Origin of the sequence: Pseudarthrobacter oxydans (assembly GCF_034258515.1) — a bacterium.
In the GTDB taxonomy this organism is placed as follows: Bacteria; Actinomycetota; Actinomycetes; order Actinomycetales; family Micrococcaceae; genus Arthrobacter.
Map to the genome: position 1 here is coordinate 2,902,956 of NZ_CP139438.1, position 24,301 is coordinate 2,927,256.

The following is a 24,301-nucleotide window of genomic DNA, read 5'->3' on the forward strand; positions in this document are numbered from 1 at the left end:
GGGCAACTGCCGGGAGACATCAGCCTGCCCGTACCTGCTCCGCGTCGGCATTAGGCTGGACAGGTGATTCCTGTTTCCCGCCGAACATCCCGTCTCCTGGCCGCCGCTTTACTGTCGGGGCTCTTCACCCTAACCTCGTGCTCCACCACTCCCCCCGGAACCATCCAGGGCGCTCTTACCGGCATCGGCAGCAACGCCGGGCAGGGAGCCGTCAGCGCTTGGGGTTTGGCATGGGGCAGCGCGGTCAAGGGCACTTCGGTCAGCTTCTCGCCCGATGGTTCCGCGGCGGGGCTCAAGGCGTTCCAGGACGGACAAGCGCACTTTGCAATCACTTCTGCTCCGCTGCCTGAGCGGGAGGCTGAAGCGGTGCGCGGTATGTGCACTGATAAGGGCGCATTATCGCTGGCAGCCGGAGTCCTGCCGGTAGGTGTTGCGGTCAAGATCAAAGGCGTAAATGACCTTGTGCTGGACCCTCGAACCCTCGCAGCCATACTGCGCGGGGAAATCACGCGATGGAACGATTCGAGGCTGGCTGAGCTGAACCCTGGAATTGCGTTGCCGGACCTGGCAATCACTGTTCTTGTTCCGGAAGGGCCGTCGGATACAGTGCGGCCCGTCAACAACTACATCAGTGAGCGGACAGGCACCGATTGGGATCCCGAGCATGAAGACCGCTGGCCAGCCGACGTAGTCGGGCAGTCGTCGTCGCCGCCGCTGGCTCTTGCGGACAAACTTGACGATACGAATGGTGGCCTCTCCATTCTCGATGGAAGCATTATCGGCAACAGGTTTACTGCAGCCCAACTGATGTTTGACGGGAAGCCCCGGAGGCTGCAAGCCTCCTCGGTGGTAGACGCTGTCAGTACGGGCGATGTAGAAGCCTCATCAACCTCAGTCGTCCAATCGTTGGATGGGCGCTCCGGATATGCCCTGGGCACTGTCATTTACCTGCACGTCTGCAGGGAGTACTCGGAACCGGCCCTGAGCCGGCTGGGCCGCTCGTTCAGCGAAAATGTCTTTGGCAGCGATGCCCAGAAGAACGCCAACGCATTCGCGTTTGTCATGTCACCTAGCAAAAAAGCCGCAAGCGAAGGACTGGCACTCATCAGCACCATTGGAGACGGACAATGACCCTGCTTTTCCGAAATGTTCGACGACGTGGGTTGCCCCGACCACTGCCTACTTTCGGTCTTCTCACGGCACTGTTCTTTCTGCTGTTCGGATTGTGGTCGGCCGCCACCCCCCTCATGGGCTCTCCAGACGAGCCCGCGCATACCATTAAGGCCGCAGCTGTAGTTCGCGGCCAGATCCTGGTGGAGGAAGGTACCTCGTTCGGCCACGGCGTCCACGTACGTGTACCCAACTATATTGCGAGCCTCCACGCCCAAAGCTGCTACAAGTTCAACCGGGCTCAGGCTGCCGATTGCACAGCTCCCATTTATGCCGACGACACCTTCACAAACATTGCTGTGACCTCTGCAGGCTCCTATAACCCGATGTACTACTTTGTTGTCGGGTTGCCATCACTACTGATGTCCGGCGCCCCGGCGCTCTATGCCATGCGGCTGGTAAGCGCTCTACTCTGTGCCGCTTTCTTTGCAGCCGGCTTCACCGCACTGACCGAACTGAGGCGTCCGAAGTACCCCGTCTTGGTTGCGGCCCTGACAATGACTCCGATGATCCTGTTCCTTGGCGGGGGCATCAACCCGAACTCCTTGGAGATTGCGGCCACCATGGCAGCATTCGCGGGGTTCGTGGTGATCCTCGACAACTGGCGGGACACAAGACGTGTGATCCCCGCGCTGGCCACTGTTGCCGCGTCCACGGTGGCACTCGCAAACGCCCGGCAAATATCGTTGATATGGCTTCTCTGCGCCCTGATCGTCGGTGTCTGCTCTTTCCGGTTCCGGCGCACTGTCACCGTCTTTAAGGACAGGCGGGTGCTCGCTGCCGTGGGTTTGGCCGTTCCAGGGGCATTGTTGGGGTTAGTTTGGATGTACCTGGCAGCTAACGGGCCAGCAAACGTCGGCGTGGCGCCAGAGGGAATTGCCAATCCACATCCCGACGCCCCCCTGTACCGCGGTTTCATGATTATGCTCGACCGGACGTACGATTTCTTCCCGCAGTACATCGGAACCATGGGATGGCTCGACACCCCTGCACCCGAACTGGTGACGCTGGTTTGGGGCGGATTGATGATCGCCGGCCTGCTGATCCCTTTCTGTGTCCGGCCGCTTCGCAACTGGACCGGATACTGGGTTGCCCTCGCAATGCTCTACCTGGTTCCTGCGCTGCTGCAGACCGCGCTATGGCGTGGGATGGGGTTCATCTGGCAAGGACGCTACACGCTTCCCCTTGTTGTGGTCCTATTCGTCAGCGTAGGTCTTGGGCTGAGGAAACTCAGATTCCCGGACGGCCCCGTTGCCTTACACGTTTCGCGGATCATGTTCTGGCTCATTGTTTTCTGCCACACCTTGACCTTCGCATATGTCTTGAGGCGCTACGTTGTAGGCATTAGTGAGATCGCCAATTGGCAGACGCTTTTCTCTTCGCCTGACTGGCAGCCGCCGTTCGGTTGGCTCCCCTTGACCATCGCTTACCTTCTTATAACCGCGCTCGCGGGCCTGATCCTGTTCCGCTACCTCTTCACCGGGCAGCCTTTGATAGCTCGCTCGGTGAGAGCTGGAAGGCCGGGCCGGCTCTCCACTTCGGGAGCCACCGCCCACGCGGAGCGGAACGCTGCGGCAGACCTTATTTCCGCATCCGGGGCCTCCCACCCCGTTTCCCCCGAGCCCGAAGTCTCCAGGGCGCCGCGGGAACCGTCCATGTAATTCGAAGGTGCCGCACGGCAGGGCCGTGATGCGTACGCTTCAAGCCTCCGGCACTCACAACGAGGGCCGGAGGCTGTTTTGGCTATGCACATGTGTAAAGCCCGGGCGTGGCCGAAGCGTTCCACCCAGCCTGGGCGGCGCCATAGCCCTCCCTGCCCCTTCAGAACGGGGCACTGGATGTGGTCACACCGTCGATCGTGCTGGACCGTTGGCCCGGGCTTGGATGTGTTCGGCTGGCCGCAGGGCCTGCTCACTGCGGAATGAAAGGTGCCCGGGAGCAGGCCCTTCAGGGTTTGGCGTCGTTCGTCCGGGCTGTCTGTTGCCCGAGTTGCCCCCCGGAAGCCCCCTACCGGGCAGAGAACTAGTTCGTTTCCACGTCCTGCGGTTCACGCCGGAAGATCCAGTGCCGGTAGAGGAAATAGTTCCAAACCGTGGTGAGAGTCGTTGCAGTGGTCTTGCCCAAAACATACGACCAGCCAAGAGCATCAAAACCGGTAACTATCACATCACTTACGACGATGTTCAGTAGAACCAGGAGCAGGTACTTTGCTGCGCTGACGCTTCCCTTGTTCGTTGCCTGGAAAGTGAATACTCGCTGGAGCAGAAAATTGAAAACCAGGCTAACGACGAACGCAATGGGCGTGGCAATCCAAAGGTCTACGCCGAACCCTTCGTGAAGCACCGCCAGCAGTCCCAGATCAAGCGCAAATGAAAGACCACCAACCGCCAGAAATCTGACTACGGGATGCCGGTAAAGGACCATAGCAAGGCGTGGCACAGGAGGAGCTGCCTCGGCGGAAGATTTATTGGATGACGGCATGCCAGAACCGGGAATTCGCATCGTGGGGTTGATCCTCTCCAGTGGAACGGAGTGTTCAGCCTCTTGACAGCCAGCCTCCAAGTACGCTTAAAGCTATCATGCCACATTCGACGCTCCCTCCCCTGTTAGCCAAGTTCAACCACCTAAAGACCCACCGACCCGCCCCCTCATCCTTCCGAGTCCTCATAGTTGCCTGGCTGCTCTTTGGATGCATCGGAAGCGTATGGAGTTTCGCTTCGCCCCTCATGTCCATTCCTGACGAACCCGCTCACACCATCAAGGCGGCAGCAGTAGCCCGTGGACAACTGTCGGGAACCAGCTCCGGAGTCCAAGGTGCCCCCTTGATGGTTCAAGTGCCCGGTTACATCGCGGATCTTAACCAACATGTATGTTTCGCGCAAAAATCAAACGTAACCGCTGACTGCGCGACTCCGATCGACTCCTCCGATCGAGGATGGAGAACCGGCAAGACATCCGCCGGAAACTACAATCCTGTGTATTACGGCATTGTCGGCCTGGGTAGCCGCGGCCTCAGCGGCGAAACTGCGATATATGCCATGAGGCTGATCAGTACGTGGATGGTGGCATTCTTCCTGGCTGCAATCTTCGCAGCCACCGCGTCCTTGCGTCGTTTCCACCGGCCAGTCATCGCGGCTTCAATAGCACTGACACCAGCTGTCTTCTTCTTAACCGGCTCGATCAACCCGAATGCGCTGGAGATTGCCTCCACGGGGGCCGTATTCGCGAGTCTTTGCGCCATCGCCGAGCAAACGGCCAGCAAGGTTAGGCTCAGCACTCTGCTCTTAGTTGTCTTCACCCTGTCCGCCTCAGTTCTCGCACATACCCGTCCGCTTTCCCTCTTGTGGTTGGCAATTGCCGCGACCGCCGCTGTGCTCTGTTTTGGCATCAATGCTTCTCTGCGCACGCTGGCACAAAGGAGATTCCAGGTAGCGCTGCTCATCGTCGGCGTATCGTGCGCTTTTGCACTGTGGTGGGTCGTGTCGGCGAAAAGCTTCGAAAGCCTGCTGGCGGGCGCCCCCATTCCTGCGGAGAGTGCAGCTGTTGCCATGCTCGACAAAACGGTTTTCTTCATGGTGGAGTACGTAGGTGTCCTTGGGTGGATCGACACTCTGCCGCCGCCGGCCGCTCTCTACGCCTGGGTCCTGGGGTTTGGGGCCATGTTGTTCCTTGCCTACACGGCCCGCCCTCTCAGGGCGCGCTGGGTCATGGTGCTGCTGACGGTTACCGTTATCGCAGTTCCAACCGCCCTGCAAGCAAGCTCAAGCGAACAGCTGGGTTGGATTTGGCAGGGAAGATACACGCTGGCAATGGTTGTCACCCTCATCTTGGCGGCTGGAGTCGCAACGCGCTTCCGGCCGTTCCGTATTACGCCTTGGACTAAGTCCATGGTCCGCTGGGGGTTGGTTCTTGGGGGATTGGCGCACGCCTATGTGTTCCTGGAAGGCTTGCGCCGCTACACCATCGGGATTCAAGATCACGTCAACTGGACAGAGATGTTTGAACCGCTGTGGCAGCCTCCAGGTACCTGGCAAGTGCTCGCGGTCATCTACATCCTGCTGTTGGCAACCTGCGGTAGTTTCCTCTACCGCCTCTTGACTACGCCGCCGGCACAGGCACGGCAGAAGCATATAGCCCCGTTGCAGCCACCGCTCAGCAGATGATGAGCGGCGGGAGATTCATTTAGAAGCGCCGGCGCTCCTGGTGGCAGGGTCATTTTTATGGCCCTGCGCCGGGGCGGCGGCATCGAAGGTGGCGCGCCAGGCCTCCATCGAAACAAGGGCCGGCAGCGCCGACCTGTAGTTATCAGCCAGCGCATTCCAGTCTTTGTACAGTCGTGCATGCTGTCTGGCCGACCGTGTCAGCATTGCCCTGAGCTTTTTCGGATCGCGCCTATACCAGGAGGCGGCCGTACCCTCCGCGTTTGAAACTACGACGGAGTCGTAGTGGGCTATCCGAAACCAGCGATTATCAAGGTGGGCGAGGTACGCCTGGGGGCGTTCCAGCGATTCCGGCGGGGGCTGCTTCATCAGCTGCCGCGCCACCATGGTCAAACCCCACTGGACCATGTCCTTCTTGGCGGGCATTTGGACATCGGCAGCGGCCGAGAGGCCGGCGCCCAGTGCAGGCGCAGGAAAATCGTCCACGTCCTCGCGCATCGTTGCGTCGGAGTATGACTCACGGAGTTCGTTGATCTCCGCGAGCTTTGTACTCAGGGAGGGATGCAGGTGCCCGGGACCTGTCAGGAGGTCGTCCCTTCCAGCCAAACGATTGTGCGCGGTGAAGTACTGCAGGGATACCAGATGTTTGACGTCTTCCTGGAAAGATTCCCGAAGGACGTTGCCCCCTTTGGGATAGGGACTATGGAGAAGTGCGGTAATGAGCCGGTTACGGTTGTGGAAGTAGGCCTGCCAGCCCACAAGGTCGTCTTTGTCTATCCAGGAGATGTGCCAGAGTGCCGCCCCTGGAAGGGATACCGTCCGGATTCCGGCAGCTCTGGCCCGAAGACCATACTCGGAGTCATCCCACTTAATGAACACGGGCAGGGGCAGGCCAATCGTCCGGATGACGGACGTCGGGATCAGGCACATCCACCAACCGTTGTAATCTACGTCGACGCGGCGGTGAAGCCATGGCGTCTGCCGAAGGTTGGAAACGCCAAAGTCGTGCCGCATCTGCATATCCTGATGCGGCTGGCCTGGCGAGAAGCGGCGGGCGTCGATGGTCTCGCCCATCGAATACAAGGTGCTCCTGCTGTAGAGGTCGAACATATGGCCACCAACGATGGTGGGATTCTTGCATCTGCCGGAAAAAGCCATCATCCGCATGATGCTCTCCGGCTCCATGACGACGTCATCGTCCAGGAGGAGAACGTAGTCGCTGCCGTTTTCGACAGCTTCGTACATTCCCCGCGCGAAACCTCCTGAACCCCCAAGGTTGGCCTGGTCGATCACCCTGAGTTTTGGGCCAAAGAGCTCCGCAACCTCTGCGAATCCGGGCTGGTGCGCCACTTTTCGTGACCCTTGGTCGACGATGATAACTTCCTTCGCCAGTTCAAGGGCATCCGGATGCTCAACGAGCGAGCGAATGTTGGCGAGGCAGAAGTCGGGCTTGTCCATAGTAGTGATCTGGATCGTCGCCCGCTCCCCGGACCTCAGCGGCTGGGGCCCTTCCCAGCGTGCCTGCTTTAGGACGAGGTCGCCGCGGCTCGACGCCAGATCGAACCAATACCAACCGCCATCACCGAATGGTTTGATGGACAACTCGAATGCCGTCGTCGTGTCGCCATCCAGCCTTGCGCCTTCAACACGCTGGATCGTTCCGCGGGCATTCGATTTGTAGACGGTGACCGAACCGTGTCCGGAGGTCTCAACGACAAGCCGGATTTGCCTGACATGGGTCCATCGCCGCCAGTAACTGGCCGGGAAGGCATTGAAGTAAGTTCCGAGCGAAAGCTGTTCGCCTGAACGCACACGAATGGAATAACGGGACACGAGGTCATCGAAATGCACCTCCTTCGGGCTTGCCCCAACAAGGTGCAGCCTCTCTCCAAGAGGCTTGGGATTCCGGGCAAACTCGTTGCTCTCCTGCATCCGAACGCCGCTTGCCGGGCCGGCGTCCGCATAGAGGGACATGGTGTCCACCCCTGATTCCGGAGGGAATATGACCCTCTGGAGCGTTGCCCAGCCCGGCGTGTCAGTCATGCGTCGACGCCTCCGCTTTCTAGCTTTACACCGCTTTCGAAGTGCGGCCGGATCTTGTTGTCAAACATGCTCAGTGCCGAACCGATGGCCATGTGCATGTCCAGGTACTTGTACGTCCCGAGACGCCCGCCGAAGAGGACGTCCTTCTCGGCCGCCGCCAGGTCGCGGTATTTCAGGAGCCGTTCCCGGTCAGCGGACGTGTTGACCGGGTAGTACGGCTCATCACCCTTCTCGGCGAAACGTGAGAACTCTCGCATGATGACGGTCTTTTCCGTCTGGTAGTCACGCTCGGGGTGGAAGTGGCGGGGCTCGATGACCCGGGTGTAGGGGACGTCGTCGTCGTTGTAATTCACAACGGAGGTGCCCTGGAAGTCCTCCATGTCCAGCACTTCTTCCTCGAAGTCGATGGTGCGCCAGGACAGGTCACCTTCAGCGAAGTCGAAGTAGCGGTCCACGGGGCCCGTGTAGATCACCGGGATGTTCCCGACCACCTTGTTCTTGCTGTACTCATGCGACTCATCGAAGAAATCGGTGTTGAGCCGGACCTCGATGTTCGGGTGCTCCGCCATCTTTTCGATCCACGCCGTGTAGCCGTTCGTGGGCAGGCCCTCGTACTTGTCGTTGAAGTACCGGTTGTCGTAGTTGTACCGCACCGGGAGCCGCGAAATGATGCCGGCCGGCAGGTCCTTGGGATCCGTCTGCCACTGCTTGCCGGTGTAGTGCTTGATGAAGGCCTCGTACAGGGGACGGCCGATCAGCTGGATGCCCTTGTCATTGAGGTTCTGCGGATCGGTCCCGGCGAGCTCGCCGGCCTGCTCCTGAATGAGTTCCCGCGCCTGGCCGGGTGTCAGGTTGGCACGGAAGAACTGGTTTATGGTCGCCAGGTTGATGGGGAGTGAGAAGACCTCCCCCTTATGCACGCCATAGACCTTGTGGACATAGTTCGTGAAGGTCGTGAACCGGTTGACGTACTCCCACACCCGCTCGTTGGATGTGTGGAAGAGGTGGGCGCCGTAGCGGTGCACCTCGATGCCGGTCTGCTCTTCTTTTTCGCTGTAGGCGTTGCCGCCGATGTGGTGGCGGCGGTCGATGACGACGACCTTCAAGCCCAGCTCAGTGGCGGCCTGTTCTGCGATTGTCAGGCCAAAAAAGCCGGACCCTACGATGACGAGGTCAGCGGTCACAAAATCTCCTGGATTGAATGCGGGCAGCGCAATTGTGCGCATTGTCTGCTGCTCTAGCCTACCCGAGGGATAGCGGGCCCCGTCGAATCGAATGCCCCTGCCACTTGTCCACATAGAAGATTCAGGCCGTGTTCCACACCATGCCAATTGCCTAGCGTGGATTCAAAGGCACCGAAGGATTCACGCCCATGACACTTCACTGCACACTGGTCCGCAGCCCCCACGCGCTTCCGGCCGGGCCGCCCATGGAACTTTCCATTACGGCACCACCGGGCACTTCCGGCGCAAAAATCCACGCCCTGCTGGTGGAGAGGTTCGGCACGGGGGCGGTCTCTATCGGCGGGGATGACCTGTGTTCCATGAGCCTCGGCAAAGCACCCCTTGTGAATGGCGCCATCCTGGTCGACGGCGGGAGCCAGCCCCCCAGCCGAAGAAGGCCGAGGAGTCCGGCTCCTGATCCCGCTGCACCCATCGCGCTGGCTGTGCACACCGGCGCCGGAGCAGGCATCCTGGTCCCCCTGAGGCGCGGCACCTACACGATAGGCAGAAGCAATACGCGCATCGTGGTTCCCGATCCTGAACTCTCCCGCGAACATGCCCGCCTGGTGGTCACCGAGAAGGACATCATGATCGTTGATCTGGAGAGCGCCAACGGCACCTATGTGGACGGCGGACGGGTCCGCCATGCGCGCGTCACCACTGACTCCACCATCCGCTGCGGCAACACGGCAATGTCGCTCGTCTTCCTGGACCTGCCTGACAAGGCACTGGCCGACGCCGGCACGTCAGTTAAGGAGCCCCTCACCGTTCCAGGCCTCACCGAGTCCGGCAATCGCGGAATCCTTCTGCTCACCGCAGTGCTCCCCCTGGCCATCGGCATAGAACTCGCGGTCCTCACAGGAATGTGGATGTTCCTTGCTTTCGCGGCCGTCTCGGCAGTCTCCGTACTCATCCCGCTGGCGACGGGCCGCCGCCAGGCGCGCGAGTTCGCACAACGGATCCAGTCGGCAGTGGAGGAGGACCGGAAGCGGCGGCAGCGGGCGGGGCCCTCCCTCCCGCTGCTGATGCTGGCTGCCCGCCACGGGCAGGTTGCGCCTTCGCGGGCCGAGGGGAACGGCAGGGTGTGGCTTCGCCTCGGGCAAGCGGCCCAGGAAGCCTGTCTGAAAGTCGAGTCGGGGACCGCGCCCCGCATTGTTCCGTCAGTCGGGGAAGTCCCCGTGCTGCTGGATCCGGATCCCCCCAACACCACGTTCCGCGGGCCTCGGACCGTGGCGGAGGCGATGATCAGGTCGCTCGTCATGCAGTTGGCAGGCTACCCGTGTGGCAGCAGGACCCGCATCATCATCTGCGGCCCGCTGGAAAGTCTTCCGCTCCCTGCCCGCTTTCTTCCCGGCGTGACCCTCGCAGGAACCCGGCGTGCCGGCATGAAGGCACTCGCGGACGGCTTCGGCTCCACCTATGATCACGGTGTCCTCCTGTCCATCGAAGCGTCACTCATGCACGAGGACGGACTACGGGAAAAGGCAGCAGGGTTGGGCTGGCAAGTGCTCCAGTTTTGTGAGCCTGACACCGTTCCGGGTGTCCCCGAAGTGGTACTCGCCGAGCGGCAGTCGTTCCTGCGGGAAACGGGGCGCCGCATTGCGTTCGTCCCGGACCTGGCACCCGAGGACGTGTTCAGCAGCTTCTGTCGGCAGGTAGCGGCCTCTCCGAGGCCGCCGGAGGGCCAGGAGCGCCCGGTCCCGTCTGCCTGCGCACTGGACGAACTGCTGCCGATCACTCCCGCAGACACTGCTGCCCGCTGGGCTGCGAGCGCCGGCGTCCGCGGTCTAGGCGTTCCGCTGGGACTCGGAGCAACGGGGCCTCAACTTCTTGACCTGCTGAATGACGGTCCCCACCTGCTGGTGGCGGGAACCACAGGCTCGGGCAAATCGGAACTGCTCCGAAGCCTGGCGCTGGCGCTGGCGCTCACCCACCCCCCGGACAGGGTCAATTTCCTCTTTGTCGATTTCAAAGGCGGATCGGGCCTGGGTCCGCTGGCGGGCCTGGTCCACTGCGTCGGCGTCCTGACGGACCTGTCCACCCACGAACTCGAACGGACCCTCGCATCACTTCGGGCGGAAATCAGGGTCCGGGAGGAAGCCCTCGCCGCTGCCCGGGTTCCGGACCTCACCGCCTACCGTTCCACACGCGCATCCCTTAGTTGTCCCCTTCCCCATCTGGTCATCGTCATCGACGAGTTTCGGATGCTCGTGGACGACGCTCCAGAGGTAATCCGCGAACTCATGCGGATCGCTTCCATCGGGCGCTCGCTCGGTCTGCACCTCGTCATGGCAACCCAGCGTCCCCAGGGAGCGCTGACCGCCGACATCCGCGCCAACGTCACGTCCAGCATTGCGCTTCGCGTCCAGTCGGAGATGGAGTCCCACGACGTCATCAGGACCGCGGCGGCGGCCGGCATCAGGCTGGCAACTCCGGGGCGTGCCTTTATCGCCCGCGGCATGGAGGAGCCGGAGGAATTCCAGGCGGCAGCAACTGGAGCGTGCCGTGCCATGGCAGTCGAAGACACGGACGTACAGCTCGCCACGGAGTATCTGGAGGCCGTGGGAGAAGACACCGCGGCCACCGCCGGCACCGCAGACCTGACACCGGCAGAAGCAGCAGCTCCACTCGTCTCGCTTGTTCGAAATCTTTGGGCCTCACAGGCAGGGGCAGCACCACGGCCGCCGGTTGCCCCTCCCCTGCCCCGGAAGCTCACTCAGCCCCAAAGGAAGATATCCCGTGGCGGCCTGACCGCCGGGGCAACGGCGAAGGATGGCACCAGCCAGTGGACCATTGATCTGGGCCTGGTGGACTTGCCCGAGCGCCAAGAGGTGACGCCCCTGCTGTGGAAACCCGCAAAGGACAGCCACCTCGCCTTTGTCGGAGGTCCGACGTCCGGCGCGGCGGAGGCCCTTGACCTGGCCGCCCGTGAAGTGGCCGGTCATACAGCGGAATCACACTGTTATTTCCTGGACGCCGGCGGATCCTTCCTCGGCCTGGCCGCGCACACCCGGACGGGGGCCCACGCAGGGCTGCACGAGCTGCGGCGTGCCGTCCGCATACTTGAACGGCTGGCCCAGGAACTGGCCAGCCGCCTGAACCGGGCTGACAGCTGCGTTCCGCTTGTCCTTGTGATCTCCGGCTGGGGGTCCTGGGTATCGGCTTTTCGGGCAGGACCGCTGGCCTGGGCCGAAGACCTTGTCCAGGATCTGGTCCGCGACGGCGCCAACGCCGGAATCACGGTCCTCATCTCCGGTGAGAGGGAACTGGTTACGGCCCGGTTCTGCGGATCACTTCCCAACCGCATCTACTTCCCCGCAGGCTCCAATGAGGACAGCCGAATGGCATGGCCAAAGATGCCTTCCACGGCCCCGGTCAAAGGCAGGGGCGCGGCCTTCGGGCCGATCGTCGGCGGCCCAGCAGCCGTCTGCCAGCTCTTCGAACCCGCTTCGGCCAGTGCAGCGCAGGACGGCACCAGCCCGAACGAAGTCGTTGCGGCGGGGACCCGGCCTTTCCGGGTTGAGCCGCTTCCCTCCCTGGTATCAGTCTCGGAGGTTGAGGCTTTGGCTGCCAGGATGGATGACGTCGGAGCGACGGTTCCCGAAGCGCCGCTCGCGAACGGGAAGGGACCACGCCAGAGTGACGGCGACGCCCACTCGCGGGACCTGCTCCTGGGCCTTGGTGGCGATGAACTTCAACCTGTCACCGTTCGGATTCCGGCCGGAGGCGTCTTCGCCGTCCTCGGTGGAGCCGGTTCGGGAAAGACGAACGTCCTGCGTACCCTGCAGGCTCTGAACCCGGCCGCGGGCCGGTGGACCTGCCCGGACGGCGGCACGGATCCGGAGGAATTCTGGAAGTGTTCGCTGGCCAAGGCCAGGGAGGGGGAACTGCCGAGGACGGCGGTGCTGCTGGCAGACGACATTGACCTCTTGCCTGCCGGCGCCTTACAGGACCTGACTGAGTTGCACGCCCTCGGCCACCCTGTGGTCCTGACCGCAAATTACAGTCCCTTGCTGCTTCAGCGCGTTCCGTTGGTCATGGATTGCCGGGCCGCCGGACGGGGACTCCTGCTGTCTCCGCGGTCCGCTTCGGAGGGCGACCTGTTCGGGGTCCGGTTCGACATCGAGCCGGATCCCCCTGCGGGCAGGGGGATGCTGATATCCCGGGGGCGGTCCTCCCCGGTCCAGGTTGCCTGGGCGGGGATGGAATAAAAGGACCGGGCGGCAGAACCTGCTAGAGTGCCGGCGTCCCCCCACCGGTGCGCGACGCATAACTGATCACCTTGCTTTGGAACAGAAGGACGATGGCAGTGACGGCCGGAACCAGCATAGCCAGCCCGGCAAGCAGGAGGCCGCTGCTGACCGTTGGAAATCCGATGGTCAGAACGAACAGCTGCGCTACAAGGGCAGCAGCCCGGGTCCAGCGGAAGCCACGGTTCAGGAAGAGGGCCACCGCATACAGCCAGGCGGAGAAGGCAAGCAGGAGTACAAGGGTGAACACAGCTCCCCAGAATGACAGGACAGGGCTCCCTGCCAGCAACTGGTAGCCGTACCACCCCGCCGCGACCAGGAGGGCAGTGGCCTCCGCGGCCACTACCAGGGCCACCACAAGCACCGCCGCGGGCCGGCCACTCGGGCCCTTATCGTGCTGGCCGTTTCGGCCCTGGCCGGGGTCCGGTGCGGGTGAAGGGGGCTCTGCTGGGTTTACCGGGGGTCTTGACACACTGGCACCCTACCGGACATAGTCGGACAGTGGTGAGGGCCAGCAGCGCCGGTGTGATGTATCGCTCAGCTTTCGGGGGATATCAAGCGTTATTACCCCTTGTTTACACAGCGTTAACATGACAGGCTTGATTCAGATGACCAAGGGGGCCCCGCCGGGCCCTTTTCCTTTGTAGCTACTAGTGAATAATTTCACAAGGGCTCTTCCCAGAAATGGAGCAACTGATCAGCATGGATTGGCGTAACCGCGCAGCGTGCCTCGAAAAGGACCCTGAACTCTTCTTCCCCGTCGGGAACACCGGGCCTGCCCTCCTGCAGATCGAGGAAGCAAAGAGCGTCTGCCGCCGGTGCCCCGTTGTGGATACCTGCCTGCAGTGGGCCCTCGAGTCCGGCCAGGACGCCGGCGTCTGGGGCGGCATGAGCGAAGACGAGCGCCGGGCGCTGAAGCGCCGCGCTGCCCGCGCCCGCCGCGCTTCCTGATTCCACCGGAAACCTCCAAGCACAAACAGCCCCGGCTGCAACCTTCCAAGGCTTGCAGCCGGGGCTGTTTCAGTTGTTCCTCCTCGGTAGTCCGGCTCCGGCGAAGGTAGCCGGGCTCCCGACCTACTTCCCGGCGAGGCTGAGGCGGATCTCGACGGCAGTGCCGCCGCCCTCCCGTGGCCGCCACTGGATGGTCCCGCCCAGTTCGCTCGTCACGAGGGTCCGTACGATCTGAAGCCCCAGCCCCTCAACGTGGGGTGTGTCAGGAAGCCCCACGCCGTCGTCGGCGATGGTGACGGTGAGCTCCTCGCCGTCATCCCCTTCCGACCGGTCAGCGATCAGCGAGACCGTTCCGGCCCTTCCCTCCAGTCCGTGCTCCACGGCATTGGTTACCAGTTCGTTGATGACCAGGGCCAACGGGGTGGCGAGGTCGCTGGGCAGCTCGCCAAAGGTGCCGGAGCGTTCCGTCCTGACCTGTTGCGAGGGCGAGGCGACTTCCGCGGAAAGACGGAACTGACGTCCGATCAGCTCATCAAAATCCACGCTCTGGGTGAGGCCCTGGGACAGGGTCTCGTGGACGAGCGCGATGGTGGCCACCCGCCGCATCGCCTGCTCCAGGCCCTGTTTGGCTTCGTCGCTGACCATGCGCCGGGACTGCATGCGCAGCAGCGCCGCCACGGTCTGGAGATTGTTCTTGACCCGGTGGTGGATCTCCCGGATAGTGGCGTCCTTGGTGACAAGCTCCATTTCCCGCCGGCGCAACTCGGACACATCGCGGCACAGGACCAGCGCGCCGAAGCGCTGCTGCTCGTCGCGCAGCGGAATCGCGCGCAGGGACAGGCTCACCCCCCGGGACTCGATCTCACTGCGCCAGGGCATCCGGCCGGTCACTACGAGGGGGAGCGTCTCGTCCACCATGCGGCGGTCCTTGAGGAGGCTGGCGGTCACCTCCGCGAGGGACCGGCCCTCAAGGGATTCCCCGTCACCAAGCCGCCTGAAGGCAGAAACACCGTTGGGACTGGCGTACTGCACGATGCCTTCTGCATCCAGCCTGATCAGCCCGTCCCCCACGCGCGGCGCACCGCGCCGGGAACCCGTAGGCGACGCGAAGTCCGGCCAGAGCCCCAGCGTGCCCATCCGCAGCAGGTCATATGCGCACTGGCGGTAGGTCAGTTCGAGCCGGGACGGCATCCGCGAGCTGGACAGGTCCATGTGCGTGGTGACCACGGCAAGGGTGCGCCCGTTGCGGACCATGGGGACCGCCTCCACCCGCAGGGCCATGTCACTGCTCCAGTTCGTTTCGCTGGAGCGTTCGATGGAACGGCTGTTCCATGCCTTGTCCACGAGCGGCTGCAGGTCGGACCGGATGCCCTCGCCCACGAAGTCGCCGTGGAACACCGTGTGCGTGGTGGAGGGCCGGACATGCGCCAACGCCACATACCCGTGGTCAGGGTGCGGGAACCACAGCGCAAGGTCCGCGAACGCCAGGTCCGCGACCATCTGCCAGTCCCCCACCAGGAGGTGCAGCCACTCGGCATCGCCCGGCCCAAAATCAGCATGTTCCCTGATAGGGTCCGTAAAGATTGCCACTGCACCTCCATTTGCGACGCCGGCTTGGCTAGCGTCGAACGATTGACCTCAAGAGCCTCAATGCTACCGACAGTGACGCCATATCGTCGGCCTCAAGTGAATTGACCTCGTCGAACATGGACTTGGCCCGGCTCAGCTGCTCGGCATTTTGAGCCTCCCAGTCCTTCAGGCGGGCCTCCGGCGAGTCGCTGGCAGCGGTGGCGTCCAGCACCGCCATCGTCATGTCCGAGATGGTGGAGTACAGGTCATCCCGCAGGGCCGCCCGGGCCAGGGCCTGCCACCTGTCCTGCCGGGGCAGGCTGCTGATCCGTTCCAGCAGCGAGTCGGCGTGGAACCGGTTGAAGACGGTGTAGTAGACGGCCGCGATTTCATTCACAGGCTCCTTGCGCCCATGCGCGATCTTGGCAATGTCCAGCAGCACGAAGCTCTCGAAAAGCTCCGCCCATCGCAGGGCGAGGCCTTCCGGCAGCTCCCATTCACGCGCTGTCTCCAGCCAGCCTGCCACCCGTTCCCGGTCATCACCCCGCAGGTAGTCCAGCAGGTGGGCCCGCATCGGCTCCATCACGGGTTTGAACTCCGACACGACGTCGGCTATCGGCCGGGAGACCGTGCCCTGGCCCAAGAGCCAGCGGACTGCACGGTCAAGCAACCGCCTGATGTCCAGGTGGACGGCGCTCCAGTGCTCGGTGGGGAAGGACGCCGGAAGGCTGTTCAGCTCCCCCACCATGTGGTCCAGCTCGTAGATCTCCCGCAGGGCCACGAATGCCTTTGCCACCGCTGCTTCGCTGGCCGACGTTTCCTCCATCACCCGGAACGCGAACGTGATGCCGCCGAGGTTAATCATGTCGTTGGCAACCACAGTGGCAATGATCTCGCGCCGCAGCGGGTGGGTGTCCAGTTCAGCGTCAAAACGCTCCCGCAGCTGCGCGGGGAAGTAGGCGCGCAGCGTCTGCCTGAACCAGGGGTCGTCTGCCAGGTCGCTTTCCCGCAGTGCCGTCGCGAGCTCGATCTTGGCATACGCGGCGAGTACCGACAGTTCAGGAGATGTCAGCCCCTGGCCCTGCTGCAGCCGCTCCCGGAGCGCTTCGGTGGAGGGAAGCGCCTCAAGGTCCCGTTTCAAGTCGGCCGTCTTCTCGAGCCAGTCCATCAGCCGTTCGTAGCTCGGGCTCCACTCGGCCACCTTGGTCCGGTCGTTCAGCAGCAGGATGTTCTGGTCAATGTTGTCTTCAAGAACCAGCCGGCCCACTTCGTCGGTCATCGATGCAAGGAAGCCGGAGCGTTCTTCCGCCGACAGCTTTCCGGCAGCCACCATCCGGTCCACGAAGATCTTGATATTGACTTCGTGGTCGGAGCAGTCCACGCCGGCGGAGTTGTCGATGGCGTCCGTGTTGAGGATGACACCCTGCAGCGCCGCTTCAATGCGGCCGCGCTGTGTCATGCCGAGGTTTCCGCCTTCGCCCACCACCTTGACGCGCAGGTCCCGGCCGTCCACCCGGATCGCGTCGTTGGCCTTGTCCCCCACCGAGGCGTTGGTCTCGGCGCTCGCCTTGACGTAAGTCCCGATGCCGCCGTTGTAGAGCAGGTCGGCGGGGGCAAGGAGGACTGCGCGGAGGAGTTCCGGCGGGCTGAGTTCGGTGGTTTCGGCCGGCAGTCCCAGCGCCGTGCGGACCTGGGGCGAAACCGGGATCGACTTGGCCTGCCGGGCGAAGACTCCGCCGCCTTCACTGATGAGCGACTTGTTGTAGTCATCCCACGAGGACCTCGGCAGCTCGAACAAACGCTGCCGCTCCGCAAACGAGGCTTCCTCGTCCGGGTTGGGGTCGAGGAAAATGTGGCGGTGGTCGAAGGCCGCCAGGAGGCGGATGTGGCGGGACAACAGCATGCCGTTACCGAAGACGTCCCCTGACATGTCCCCCACGCCCACCACGGTGAACGGCTGGGTCTGGGTGTCCAGGTCGAGTTCGCTGAAGTGGCGTTTCACCGACTCCCACGCACCCCGCGCCGTAATGCCCATCGCCTTGTGGTCGTACCCCACGGATCCGCCGGACGCGAATGCGTCCCCGAGCCAGAAACCGTACTCGGCAGCGAGCCCGTTGGCGATGTCGGAGAACGTCGCGGTGCCCTTGTCGGCAGCCACCACAAGGTAGGAATCGTCGTCGTCGTGCCTTACAACGTCCGACGGCGGCACGAGCCTTTCGCTGTCACCCTCGGTGAGGAGGTTGTCTGTGATGTCCAGCAGGCCCCTGATGAAGGTCTTGTAGCTTTCGATCCCTTCCGCCATCCAGGCGGCGCGGTCAACCGTGGGGTCGGGAAGCTGCTTGGCAAAGAAACCGCCCTTCGCACCCGTAGGCACGATGACGGCGTTCTTCACCGTCTGCGCTTTCACCAGCCCAAGGATCTCGGTGCGGAAATCCTCGCGGCGGTCGGACCAGCGAAGCCCGCCGCGTGCCACCTTGCCGAAGCGGAGATGGACCCCCTCCACCCGCGGCGCGTAGACCCAGATCTCGAACATGGGGCGCGGGAAGGGCAGGCCCTCAAGCCGGGCGGGATCGAGTTTGAAACTCAGGTGAGGCTTGTTCTGGTAGTAGTTGGTCCGGAGCGTCGCCTCGATCAGGTTGACGAACGTGCGGAGGACCCTGTCGGCGTCGAGCGTCTCCACCTTTTCAATGGCCAAGTCCAGGTCCTTGCGGGCGGACGCCTGGGCCTCATTGCGCTCTTCGTCGTTGAGGGAAGGATCGAAGCGCGCGGCGAAGAGCGCAGTCAGCCCCTTGGTCACGCGGGGGTTGGCCAGCAGGGTATCGGCCATGAAGCCGAAGGAGTTGGTGTTACCCATCTGGCGCATGTACCGCGCGTAGGCCCGCAGCACGGTGATCTTCCGCCACTGCAGACCCTCGCGCAGCACCAGCCGGTCGAAGCTGTCCGACTCGGCTGCACCCGTCACTGCAGCGCCGAAGGACTCGGCAAGGAGCTGGCCCGTGGAGACCGGGTCCACCTTTGCCGGGTACTTCAGGCCAAGGTCGTACAGGAAGAAGTCGCGGCGGTCCGCCGTTTCGATTTCGAAAGGCCGCTCGTCCAGGACCTCCAGTCCGAGGTTGTGGAAGTACGGCAGGATCTGGCTGAGGCTCTTGGGCTCCAGCATGTAGAGCTTGACCCGCGCGTCCTCCTCCAGTGTTGCCCCCGCACCTTCCGGGAGATAGACGTGCACGCCGGGGCGCTCCTGGACAGCACCTTCAGCCCGTTCCGCGGCGGCACCGTACTTCTCGAACCGTGCAATGTCTTCGAGTGCGTCCTCGACTTCGTAGTCCACCCGGTAGCTGGCGGGAAACGCTTCCGACCAGATGGCGGCAAGCTCCTTTGCCTCAGAAACGTCCCGCCCCTCGCGCAGGACCTCCGCGATCCCTTCGCTCCAGGAGCGGGCAGCCCGCACAAGGCGCTTCTCCAGCTCCTCCGCATTGACGTTGCTGATGTCTGCGTTCTTGGGCAGCCGGATGCGGAAGAACAGGCGGGCCAGCGCCGACTCCGTCATGCGGGCTTCGTAGTCAATGGAGACGGCCTGGAACGTTTCGCGCAGCTCCTGCTCGATGCGGAGGCGAACGTTCGTGGTGTACCTGTCCCGTGGAAGATAGACGACGGCGGACATGAACCGGCCGTAGATGTCAGGCCGAAGGAACAGCCTGGTGCGCCGACGCTCCTGGAGTTTCTGGATACCGAGGGCAGTGGCGGCGAGGTCCGGGACCTCAATCTGGAATAGCTCGTCCCTGGGATAGGTTTCCAGGATGCCCAGCAGATCCTTGCCGGAGTGGGAGTCCGGGGGAAAGCCGGCACTTCGAAGCACCGCGTCAACCTTCTCGCGCACAATCGGAATATTCCGGACGGAGCCGGTGTAGGCGCTGGTTGCCAGGAGGCCGATAAAGCGCCGCTCGCCGTTGACATTCCCCGCGGCGTCAAAGCTCTTCACACCGATGTAGTCCAGGTAGGCCGAGCGGTGGACGGTGGAGCGGGAGTTTGCCTTCGTGATGACCAGGGCGCGTTTTTCCCGTGCCTTCTTCCGGCCGGTGTCCGTCAGGTGCTGAATGTGGGGCGAGTCGGTGGAGGGCCGCAACAGCCCAAGGCCGCTGTCTTCACGGAGCTCCAGGACGTCTTCCCCGTCAACGTTGACCAGGTCGTATTCCCGGTAGCCCAGGAAGGTGAAGTTCCCGTCGTCGAGCCAGCGAAGGAGGTCCTGCGCCTGCCGCAGTTCGGCGATTTGCGAGGAGTTGGCTGTCTGGTCAAGGCTTTCCGCGATTTGGATGGCCTTCTGGCGCATCTTTGGCCAGTCCTCCACGGCGGCGCGGACATCCTTGAGGACCCGTTCAAGGCCTTCGAGGAGGGAGGCTTTCGCGTCTTCCGAGACGCGGTTGATCTCGACGGCGATCCAGGACTCCATGTGCGAGGCGTTCTCACCCTGGGCAATGAGGTGGGACAGGCTGGGCATGGCGGCCGTGTCGCCGCTGGAAATCCCAAGGTGCGCCGGGACCCTGCTGACCTTGGTGAGCTCGCCGCTCTCCCTGTTCCGGGTAGCCACGAAGAGGGGGTGGATGACCAGCTTGATGGCGGCATGCTGCCGGACGAGTTCGGCGTTGACCGAGTCCACCAGGAAGGGCATGTCATCTGTGACAACGAAGACCACGCTGCTGTCTTCCTCGTCCGCAATGGCGACCTTCGCCTGGCCAGGCCTCCGGACGGAGGCGATCTCCCGGTGATGGTCGGCACGGGCAACCAGCACGTCCCGGGGGTACGTTCGGGCATCCTCTTCGGCTAGGTGCTGGTAGTAGTCCCCAATGAAGCCCTCATCGCCTACAAGGGAAAGGGGCTGATCCTCCACGCTGGATCCAGACGACATCGACAAACGCCTCCATCACAAGATATTCGCTGCACCCTTGCAGCTCTTATGGCGAGCCTAGTCCTTCGCCCGGCGCCGTGCTGTGGAAGAAAATACAGAGGATTTCCGATTTTGCTGGTCGGATGCACAAACCAAATTGCGGATGGCGTGGCGGAGGGACGAATCTGGAGCAACCTCAAGCAGCAGGGACCCTCCCAACAGTGCGGCATCCGCCGCAGACACGTCGTAGGGAAGGAAAGCCTTAAGCTCAGACGCGGGACCGTACCGCTCCCAGGCATCCATCAGCTGCCTCTCCGGCCCTCTGCCTACCGACGAGGCGCGTACGCGGTTCATCACAACAATGGGTGATGCCTGCGGAACAGCCAACTCGAGCTCTGCGAGGCCACGGACCAGCCTCGGCACTCCCACCGGGTCCGCGGCACCCACAGCGTAGAGCGTGTCAGCCAGCTCGAGCGACCGCAGCGTGGCTGCGTTCCGCCGCGGGGCCAGCGTATCGAAACTGAGTTCTTCGTCCGCTTCAAGGCAGAACCCGGCATCCACCACCACGACTTCCGCAATCTCCCGGGCGCGTTCGAGGACCAGCGCAAGGGCGGAGGCCCGGAGCTCCGTCCAGCGGTCCGCCCGGGTAATCCCGGTAAGGACCCTGAAGGTGCCCGCTTTGGTTGCCACTGGCGCGGCGATCTTCTCGAGCGCCTCCCTGTCCAGCAGGCCCTGGTCCGCGAGCCTGCATGCCTGTGCCAGGCCCGCCGACTCATCGAGGAGGCCCAGGACAGCCGCGATGCTGGCGCCGTAACTGTCGGCGTCAACAAGAAGCACGGCCGTTCCTTCCGCAGCCAACTCACCGGCGATATTTGCAGCAACGGTGGTCCGTCCGGGAGCTCCGGCCGGCCCCCAGACCGCAATGATCCTGCCCGGACCCGGTTCATCCGGCCCCGCCGGCGGCTCGGCCTGGACGGACTTCAGTGCAGCCCCGGGGTCAGCCGGGCCGCTTCTCCGGGCAACACCTGGCCCCCGCCCTGTAAGTTGGGCTACCGCCTCCGCGATCCTGTCCGAGAGCGCCGCGGACTCCACGCCGGTCAGCGCTGAAGCTACCCCTATTGACCGCAGCCGGGCGGCTTCGTCGGCGTTGTCAGTCAGGGCAATGATTGCCACCCCAACTGCCGAAAGCCTGTCCACGAGCGAGGAAGTCAGTCCTTCGGACCCGTCCGCCACAACCGCAGCCCTGGCCAGGCCGCTTTGGCACGCCGCCAGAAGTTCGGGAAGTTCCGTGCACCTCCTGACCACCGTTACCGGTCCATGCAGGCGCTCGAGCCCGCCCACCAGATCGTCCCTGCTCTGGCCGACGGTAACTACCGGGATGCTCACCTGGCACCGCCGCCCGGGTTCCAGACCACAGAGATTTTCGCCTCGTTGGCCTGGGCCCCCAGAAGGGCCGGCATTTGACCATCCTCCACCAACACCATCAGGACGGTGGTTTTTGATGATCCCAGAGTCGTCGAGCCGGAAGTTACTTCCGCGATCTCAGCGCCGGGAAGGAGGAGTTTCGGTTCACTGAATCCGTTGCGGGCATCCGGCTGCGCAACCCAAACGTCCACCCTCGCGCCGGCGACGGCTTGCGTCGGGAGGGTTTCCTCGATGGTGAGGGCTACCGGCTTCCGGTCGAGTTGGTCGACTGAGCCAAGGCTGGCGCGGGGCACCAACTGGTCCTTGCCGATGCGCTGGACCGCCACCACCCCTTCGGGGATGCCTGATTCGGCCGTAATATACTGCTCCTCCGTCTCACCCAGGCGCACCTTTGCGCGCACAACGTTATCCCGGGTCAGCCTCTCCCCTACGGCGATGCCGTCACGGGCCGCATATACCTCGGTGGTCCGGTCCGCACTGCCGACAAGGAACACAACACCCGCCACGGACACCAGGACCAGGAGGACACCTACCAGCAGGCGGGGGTCCTTCCATGATGGCCGTTTCAGCCTGGCCGCCGTGGCAGATGAATCAGGAACCATGAAAATTTCTCCCCCTATGTGCGCCGGCCCTGCTCGCCGTGTCCAAACACCCTCATTGTTACCGCCGTGACGCTGGAACGAAAGTCACGATGCCAAACAGGGCCAATCTGTGGATAACAGCAGCATAAGGTCCCATTCGATGGCAAAATGGAGGCATGCCAAGGTTCCTAACGCTCGCAGATGTCGCCGAGCAGCTTCAGATCAACTCGCCGGCCGCGTACGCGCTGGTCCGCAGTGGAGAACTGAAGGCCATCCAGGTGGGCGGCCGCGGCCAATGGCGGGTTGAAGAAAAGATGCTGGAGCAATACATCGAGGAGCGCTACGCCGAGGCCAGCCGGATGATCCAGGAATCCAAGTCCAGGTCCGTCTGAGCTCCGTCCGGGACTTCGGCGCCAACAGCACCGCCGGCTAAGAATCGCCAGTCCGCCGTGACCTGACGGCCGCCAACGCCGCCAAGGGGATGACTGACACTTGGCCGACTTGGTTGCTGCGGCGCACCTCTCCCGGAGTGAACGTCGCCAGGTCCAGATAATCCTTCCCCACCCGGTCGATGACCCCGGCCAGCCTCACCGCACCGGCACCATGCGCCAACGTCACCGCCAGTTCCGCGCGGTCCCGTGCCAAAGCGCGCAGCGCGTGCGCAAGTCCCAGCGCCCTGCGCACCGCCGACGGTTCAGCCACGGAGAACCTGCCCAGGCCCACATAACGTACAGCGGCGGCATACGGGACCAGGACCTGGTGCCGCTCCTCATCGAGAACCAAGGCGTCCGCGCCAGCGTGGCTCAGCGCGCCGCGGACAACATCGCCACACGCGAGATGCACGGCGAGGCGGCACCCCAAGGCGCCGCGGAGCCGGTCCGCGAGCCCGACGTCCACCATCTCCGCCCGGGTCCGTTCGTTGATCTCCGCGTCCAGGGAAAGCCGCTCCGATTCGGCAAATTGGCTTTCCATGTCATTGAAGAGTGCATCCCAGCGCATTGCGTCAGCGTAGGACCGGGCCGGGCGGCCGGTCAATGCATCAAGTAATTCTTTCCAGCGTATGGACAAACCTGCACGCACGGGCTCAAACTTTCCTTATGCGTATCAAACAACATCAAACTGCATCAAATGAGCAGTTCTGTGGCTAGGCCGGGATCACCGCGGTTGTCTGCCGACGCCGTGGCAGCGGCAGCTGTTCTCCTGTTGGGCCTTCTACTGTGCCTCATCGGCTCGGGGCTGCTGGCACAGTGGAAGGATTCGTACGCGCGGCAGCAGCTGCCCGGCGTGGAAATTCATCTGGCTGCCGCAGCAGGCATTGCAGGAGCGGGCATTGTGGCCTGGTGGTTCGTGTCGCTGGCGTGCGCGGCCGCTACCGCCGTCCTGGCCAGAACAGGCAGAGCCCGGGCCGCAGCAGCCACGCGGAAGCTTTCCCCCGCTTTCATGCAGCGGTTGGTGCTTGGCGCGCTGTCCGTTCAACTCCTGGCCGGACCCGTGGCCCACGCCTCGGTACCGGCGCCCGGCCCGGTGTGGGCACCCACGCAAGGCCACTCATCCTCGGCGCCCGCCGGCCCTGCCACTGCGACAGCCCAAGATCCAGCTAAATCCCCGCCGGCCCATACGGAGACGCTGGCCGGTGCAGTGACCCGATCCGGGAATGAAGCACCGGCCGGCAACGTGGCGCCGGTCCATACAGGGAAGGAACACGCCGTCGTTGAAACAACGGCGCCACCGCCACCCGTCCACCCCGGCTGGCAACCGGTCCCGCCGGTGGTGAATCCGGGCATGCTTGCGGCTCCTGCCATCCGTGCCACCCGGGAAGCAGCGCCTGCGGAGGTTGAAGGCGTCACCGTCCAGGCGGGAGACACCCTGTGGGACATCGCTGCCCGTCATCTGGGACACGGTGCTTCGGACCTGGACATCGCGCTTCAATGGCCCCGCTGGTACCAGGCCAACCTGGCACTCATAGGACAGAACCCTGACGTGCTGCTCCCGGGACAGATTCTTCAGCCACCTTCACCCGCCCACAAATAGCCGGGCCGCGAATAGC

16 protein-coding genes are annotated in these 24,301 nt (G+C 63.4%); 7 read left to right on the forward strand and 9 right to left on the reverse strand.

Annotated features, from left to right (window positions below; genetic code table 11):
• Positions 1-63: 63 nt before the first annotated feature.
• Entirely contained in the window at positions 64-1,131 is a 1,068-nt protein-coding gene (locus SMD14_RS13185; RefSeq protein ID WP_321213929.1) for a substrate-binding domain-containing protein, read from the forward strand.
• Positions 1,128-2,831: a DUF2142 domain-containing protein gene (locus tag SMD14_RS13190; protein WP_321213930.1), complete on the forward strand. Its 1,704-nt coding sequence runs from the start codon at positions 1,128-1,130 to the stop codon at positions 2,829-2,831. The genes SMD14_RS13185 and SMD14_RS13190 overlap by 4 nt, the downstream gene beginning before the upstream one ends.
• A gap of 361 nt (positions 2,832-3,192) precedes the next feature.
• On the opposite strand, the gene SMD14_RS13195 is transcribed toward SMD14_RS13190, so the two are convergent.
• Positions 3,193-3,672 carry a GtrA family protein gene (locus SMD14_RS13195; RefSeq protein WP_231754890.1) on the reverse strand — a complete coding sequence of 160 codons (480 nt, stop codon included), beginning with the start codon at positions 3,670-3,672 and terminating at the stop codon, positions 3,193-3,195.
• Between the two features lie 224 nt (positions 3,673-3,896).
• Between SMD14_RS13195 and SMD14_RS13200 the strand changes: the two genes are divergently transcribed.
• Complete coding sequence (locus SMD14_RS13200; protein WP_321213931.1) at positions 3,897-5,333, forward strand: DUF2142 domain-containing protein; 1,437 nt, start codon at positions 3,897-3,899, stop codon at positions 5,331-5,333.
• A gap of 15 nt (positions 5,334-5,348) precedes the next feature.
• On the opposite strand, the gene SMD14_RS13205 is transcribed toward SMD14_RS13200, so the two are convergent.
• Both SMD14_RS13205 and glf read right to left on the reverse strand, forming a co-directional pair.
• Positions 5,349-7,373: a glycosyltransferase gene (locus tag SMD14_RS13205; RefSeq protein WP_321213932.1), complete on the reverse strand. Its 2,025-nt coding sequence runs from the start codon at positions 7,371-7,373 to the stop codon at positions 5,349-5,351.
• Positions 7,370-8,557 (reverse strand): UDP-galactopyranose mutase, encoded by a 1,188-nt coding sequence (gene glf, locus SMD14_RS13210; RefSeq protein WP_321213933.1) that lies wholly within the window; start codon positions 8,555-8,557, stop codon positions 7,370-7,372. The genes SMD14_RS13205 and glf overlap by 4 nt, the downstream gene beginning before the upstream one ends.
• A gap of 188 nt (positions 8,558-8,745) precedes the next feature.
• Here glf and SMD14_RS13215 point away from each other — a divergent pair, with 188 nt between their 5' ends.
• The gene (locus SMD14_RS13215) at positions 8,746-12,807 is read left to right on the forward strand and encodes an FtsK/SpoIIIE domain-containing protein (RefSeq protein ID WP_321213934.1); all 4,062 of its coding nucleotides are present in this window, start codon (positions 8,746-8,748) and stop codon (positions 12,805-12,807) included.
• Positions 12,808-12,829: 22 nt separating this feature from the next.
• Here SMD14_RS13215 and SMD14_RS13220 read toward each other — a convergent pair whose 3' ends face one another.
• Positions 12,830-13,318, reverse strand: a complete 489-nt coding sequence (locus tag SMD14_RS13220) for a hypothetical protein (RefSeq protein ID WP_370460663.1) — start codon at positions 13,316-13,318, stop codon at positions 12,830-12,832.
• Positions 13,319-13,548: 230 nt separating this feature from the next.
• Here SMD14_RS13220 and SMD14_RS13225 point away from each other — a divergent pair, with 230 nt between their 5' ends.
• Positions 13,549-13,797, forward strand: coding sequence for a WhiB family transcriptional regulator (locus tag SMD14_RS13225; protein WP_015937605.1), 249 nt, complete (start codon positions 13,549-13,551; stop codon positions 13,795-13,797).
• A 123-nt stretch (positions 13,798-13,920) separates the two neighbouring features.
• On the opposite strand, the gene SMD14_RS13230 is transcribed toward SMD14_RS13225, so the two are convergent.
• From SMD14_RS13230 to SMD14_RS13245, 4 genes are read right to left on the reverse strand one after another with little or no spacing between them, the layout of a single operon-like run.
• Positions 13,921-15,387, reverse strand: coding sequence for a PAS domain-containing sensor histidine kinase (locus tag SMD14_RS13230; protein WP_321213935.1), 1,467 nt, complete (start codon positions 15,385-15,387; stop codon positions 13,921-13,923).
• Between the two features lie 28 nt (positions 15,388-15,415).
• Positions 15,416-20,269: an NAD-glutamate dehydrogenase gene (locus SMD14_RS13235; protein ID WP_321213936.1), complete on the reverse strand. Its 4,854-nt coding sequence runs from the start codon at positions 20,267-20,269 to the stop codon at positions 15,416-15,418.
• 57 nt (positions 20,270-20,326) lie between these two features.
• The gene (locus SMD14_RS13240; RefSeq protein WP_321213937.1) at positions 20,327-21,634 is read right to left on the reverse strand and encodes a P-loop NTPase; all 1,308 of its coding nucleotides are present in this window, start codon (positions 21,632-21,634) and stop codon (positions 20,327-20,329) included.
• Positions 21,631-22,275: a hypothetical protein gene (locus SMD14_RS13245; RefSeq protein ID WP_321213938.1), complete on the reverse strand. Its 645-nt coding sequence runs from the start codon at positions 22,273-22,275 to the stop codon at positions 21,631-21,633. The genes SMD14_RS13240 and SMD14_RS13245 overlap by 4 nt, the downstream gene beginning before the upstream one ends.
• A 155-nt stretch (positions 22,276-22,430) precedes the next feature.
• On the opposite strand from SMD14_RS13245, the gene SMD14_RS13250 reads away from it, so the two are divergent.
• Entirely contained in the window at positions 22,431-22,646 is a 216-nt protein-coding gene (locus SMD14_RS13250; RefSeq protein ID WP_009356834.1) for a helix-turn-helix domain-containing protein, read from the forward strand.
• A gap of 37 nt (positions 22,647-22,683) precedes the next feature.
• Here SMD14_RS13250 and SMD14_RS13255 read toward each other — a convergent pair whose 3' ends face one another.
• Positions 22,684-23,253: a hypothetical protein gene (locus SMD14_RS13255; RefSeq protein WP_321213939.1), complete on the reverse strand. Its 570-nt coding sequence runs from the start codon at positions 23,251-23,253 to the stop codon at positions 22,684-22,686.
• A gap of 129 nt (positions 23,254-23,382) precedes the next feature.
• Between SMD14_RS13255 and SMD14_RS13260 the strand changes: the two genes are divergently transcribed.
• Positions 23,383-24,285, forward strand: coding sequence for a LysM peptidoglycan-binding domain-containing protein (locus SMD14_RS13260; RefSeq protein WP_321213940.1), 903 nt, complete (start codon positions 23,383-23,385; stop codon positions 24,283-24,285).
• Positions 24,286-24,301 lie beyond the last annotated feature (16 nt).

Coding starts and splice junctions, on each gene's coding strand:
- SMD14_RS13225 (WP_015937605.1), top strand. CDS start 13,549: ATGGATTGGCGTAACCGCGCAGCGTGCCTCGAAAAGGACCCTGAACTC.
- SMD14_RS13245 (WP_321213938.1), bottom strand. CDS start 22,275: ATGGTTCCTGATTCATCTGCCACGGCGGCCAGGCTGAAACGGCCATCA.
- SMD14_RS13235 (WP_321213936.1), bottom strand. CDS start 20,269: ATGTCGTCTGGATCCAGCGTGGAGGATCAGCCCCTTTCCCTTGTAGGC.
- SMD14_RS13255 (WP_321213939.1), bottom strand. CDS start 23,253: ATGCGCTGGGATGCACTCTTCAATGACATGGAAAGCCAATTTGCCGAA.
- SMD14_RS13250 (WP_009356834.1), top strand. CDS start 22,431: ATGCCAAGGTTCCTAACGCTCGCAGATGTCGCCGAGCAGCTTCAGATC.
- SMD14_RS13200 (WP_321213931.1), top strand. CDS start 3,897: ATGTCCATTCCTGACGAACCCGCTCACACCATCAAGGCGGCAGCAGTA.
- SMD14_RS13195 (WP_231754890.1), bottom strand. CDS start 3,672: ATGCGAATTCCCGGTTCTGGCATGCCGTCATCCAATAAATCTTCCGCC.
- SMD14_RS13260 (WP_321213940.1), top strand. CDS start 23,383: ATGAGCAGTTCTGTGGCTAGGCCGGGATCACCGCGGTTGTCTGCCGAC.
- SMD14_RS13190 (WP_321213930.1), top strand. CDS start 1,128: ATGACCCTGCTTTTCCGAAATGTTCGACGACGTGGGTTGCCCCGACCA.
- SMD14_RS13205 (WP_321213932.1), bottom strand. CDS start 7,373: ATGACTGACACGCCGGGCTGGGCAACGCTCCAGAGGGTCATATTCCCT.
- SMD14_RS13215 (WP_321213934.1), top strand. CDS start 8,746: ATGACACTTCACTGCACACTGGTCCGCAGCCCCCACGCGCTTCCGGCC.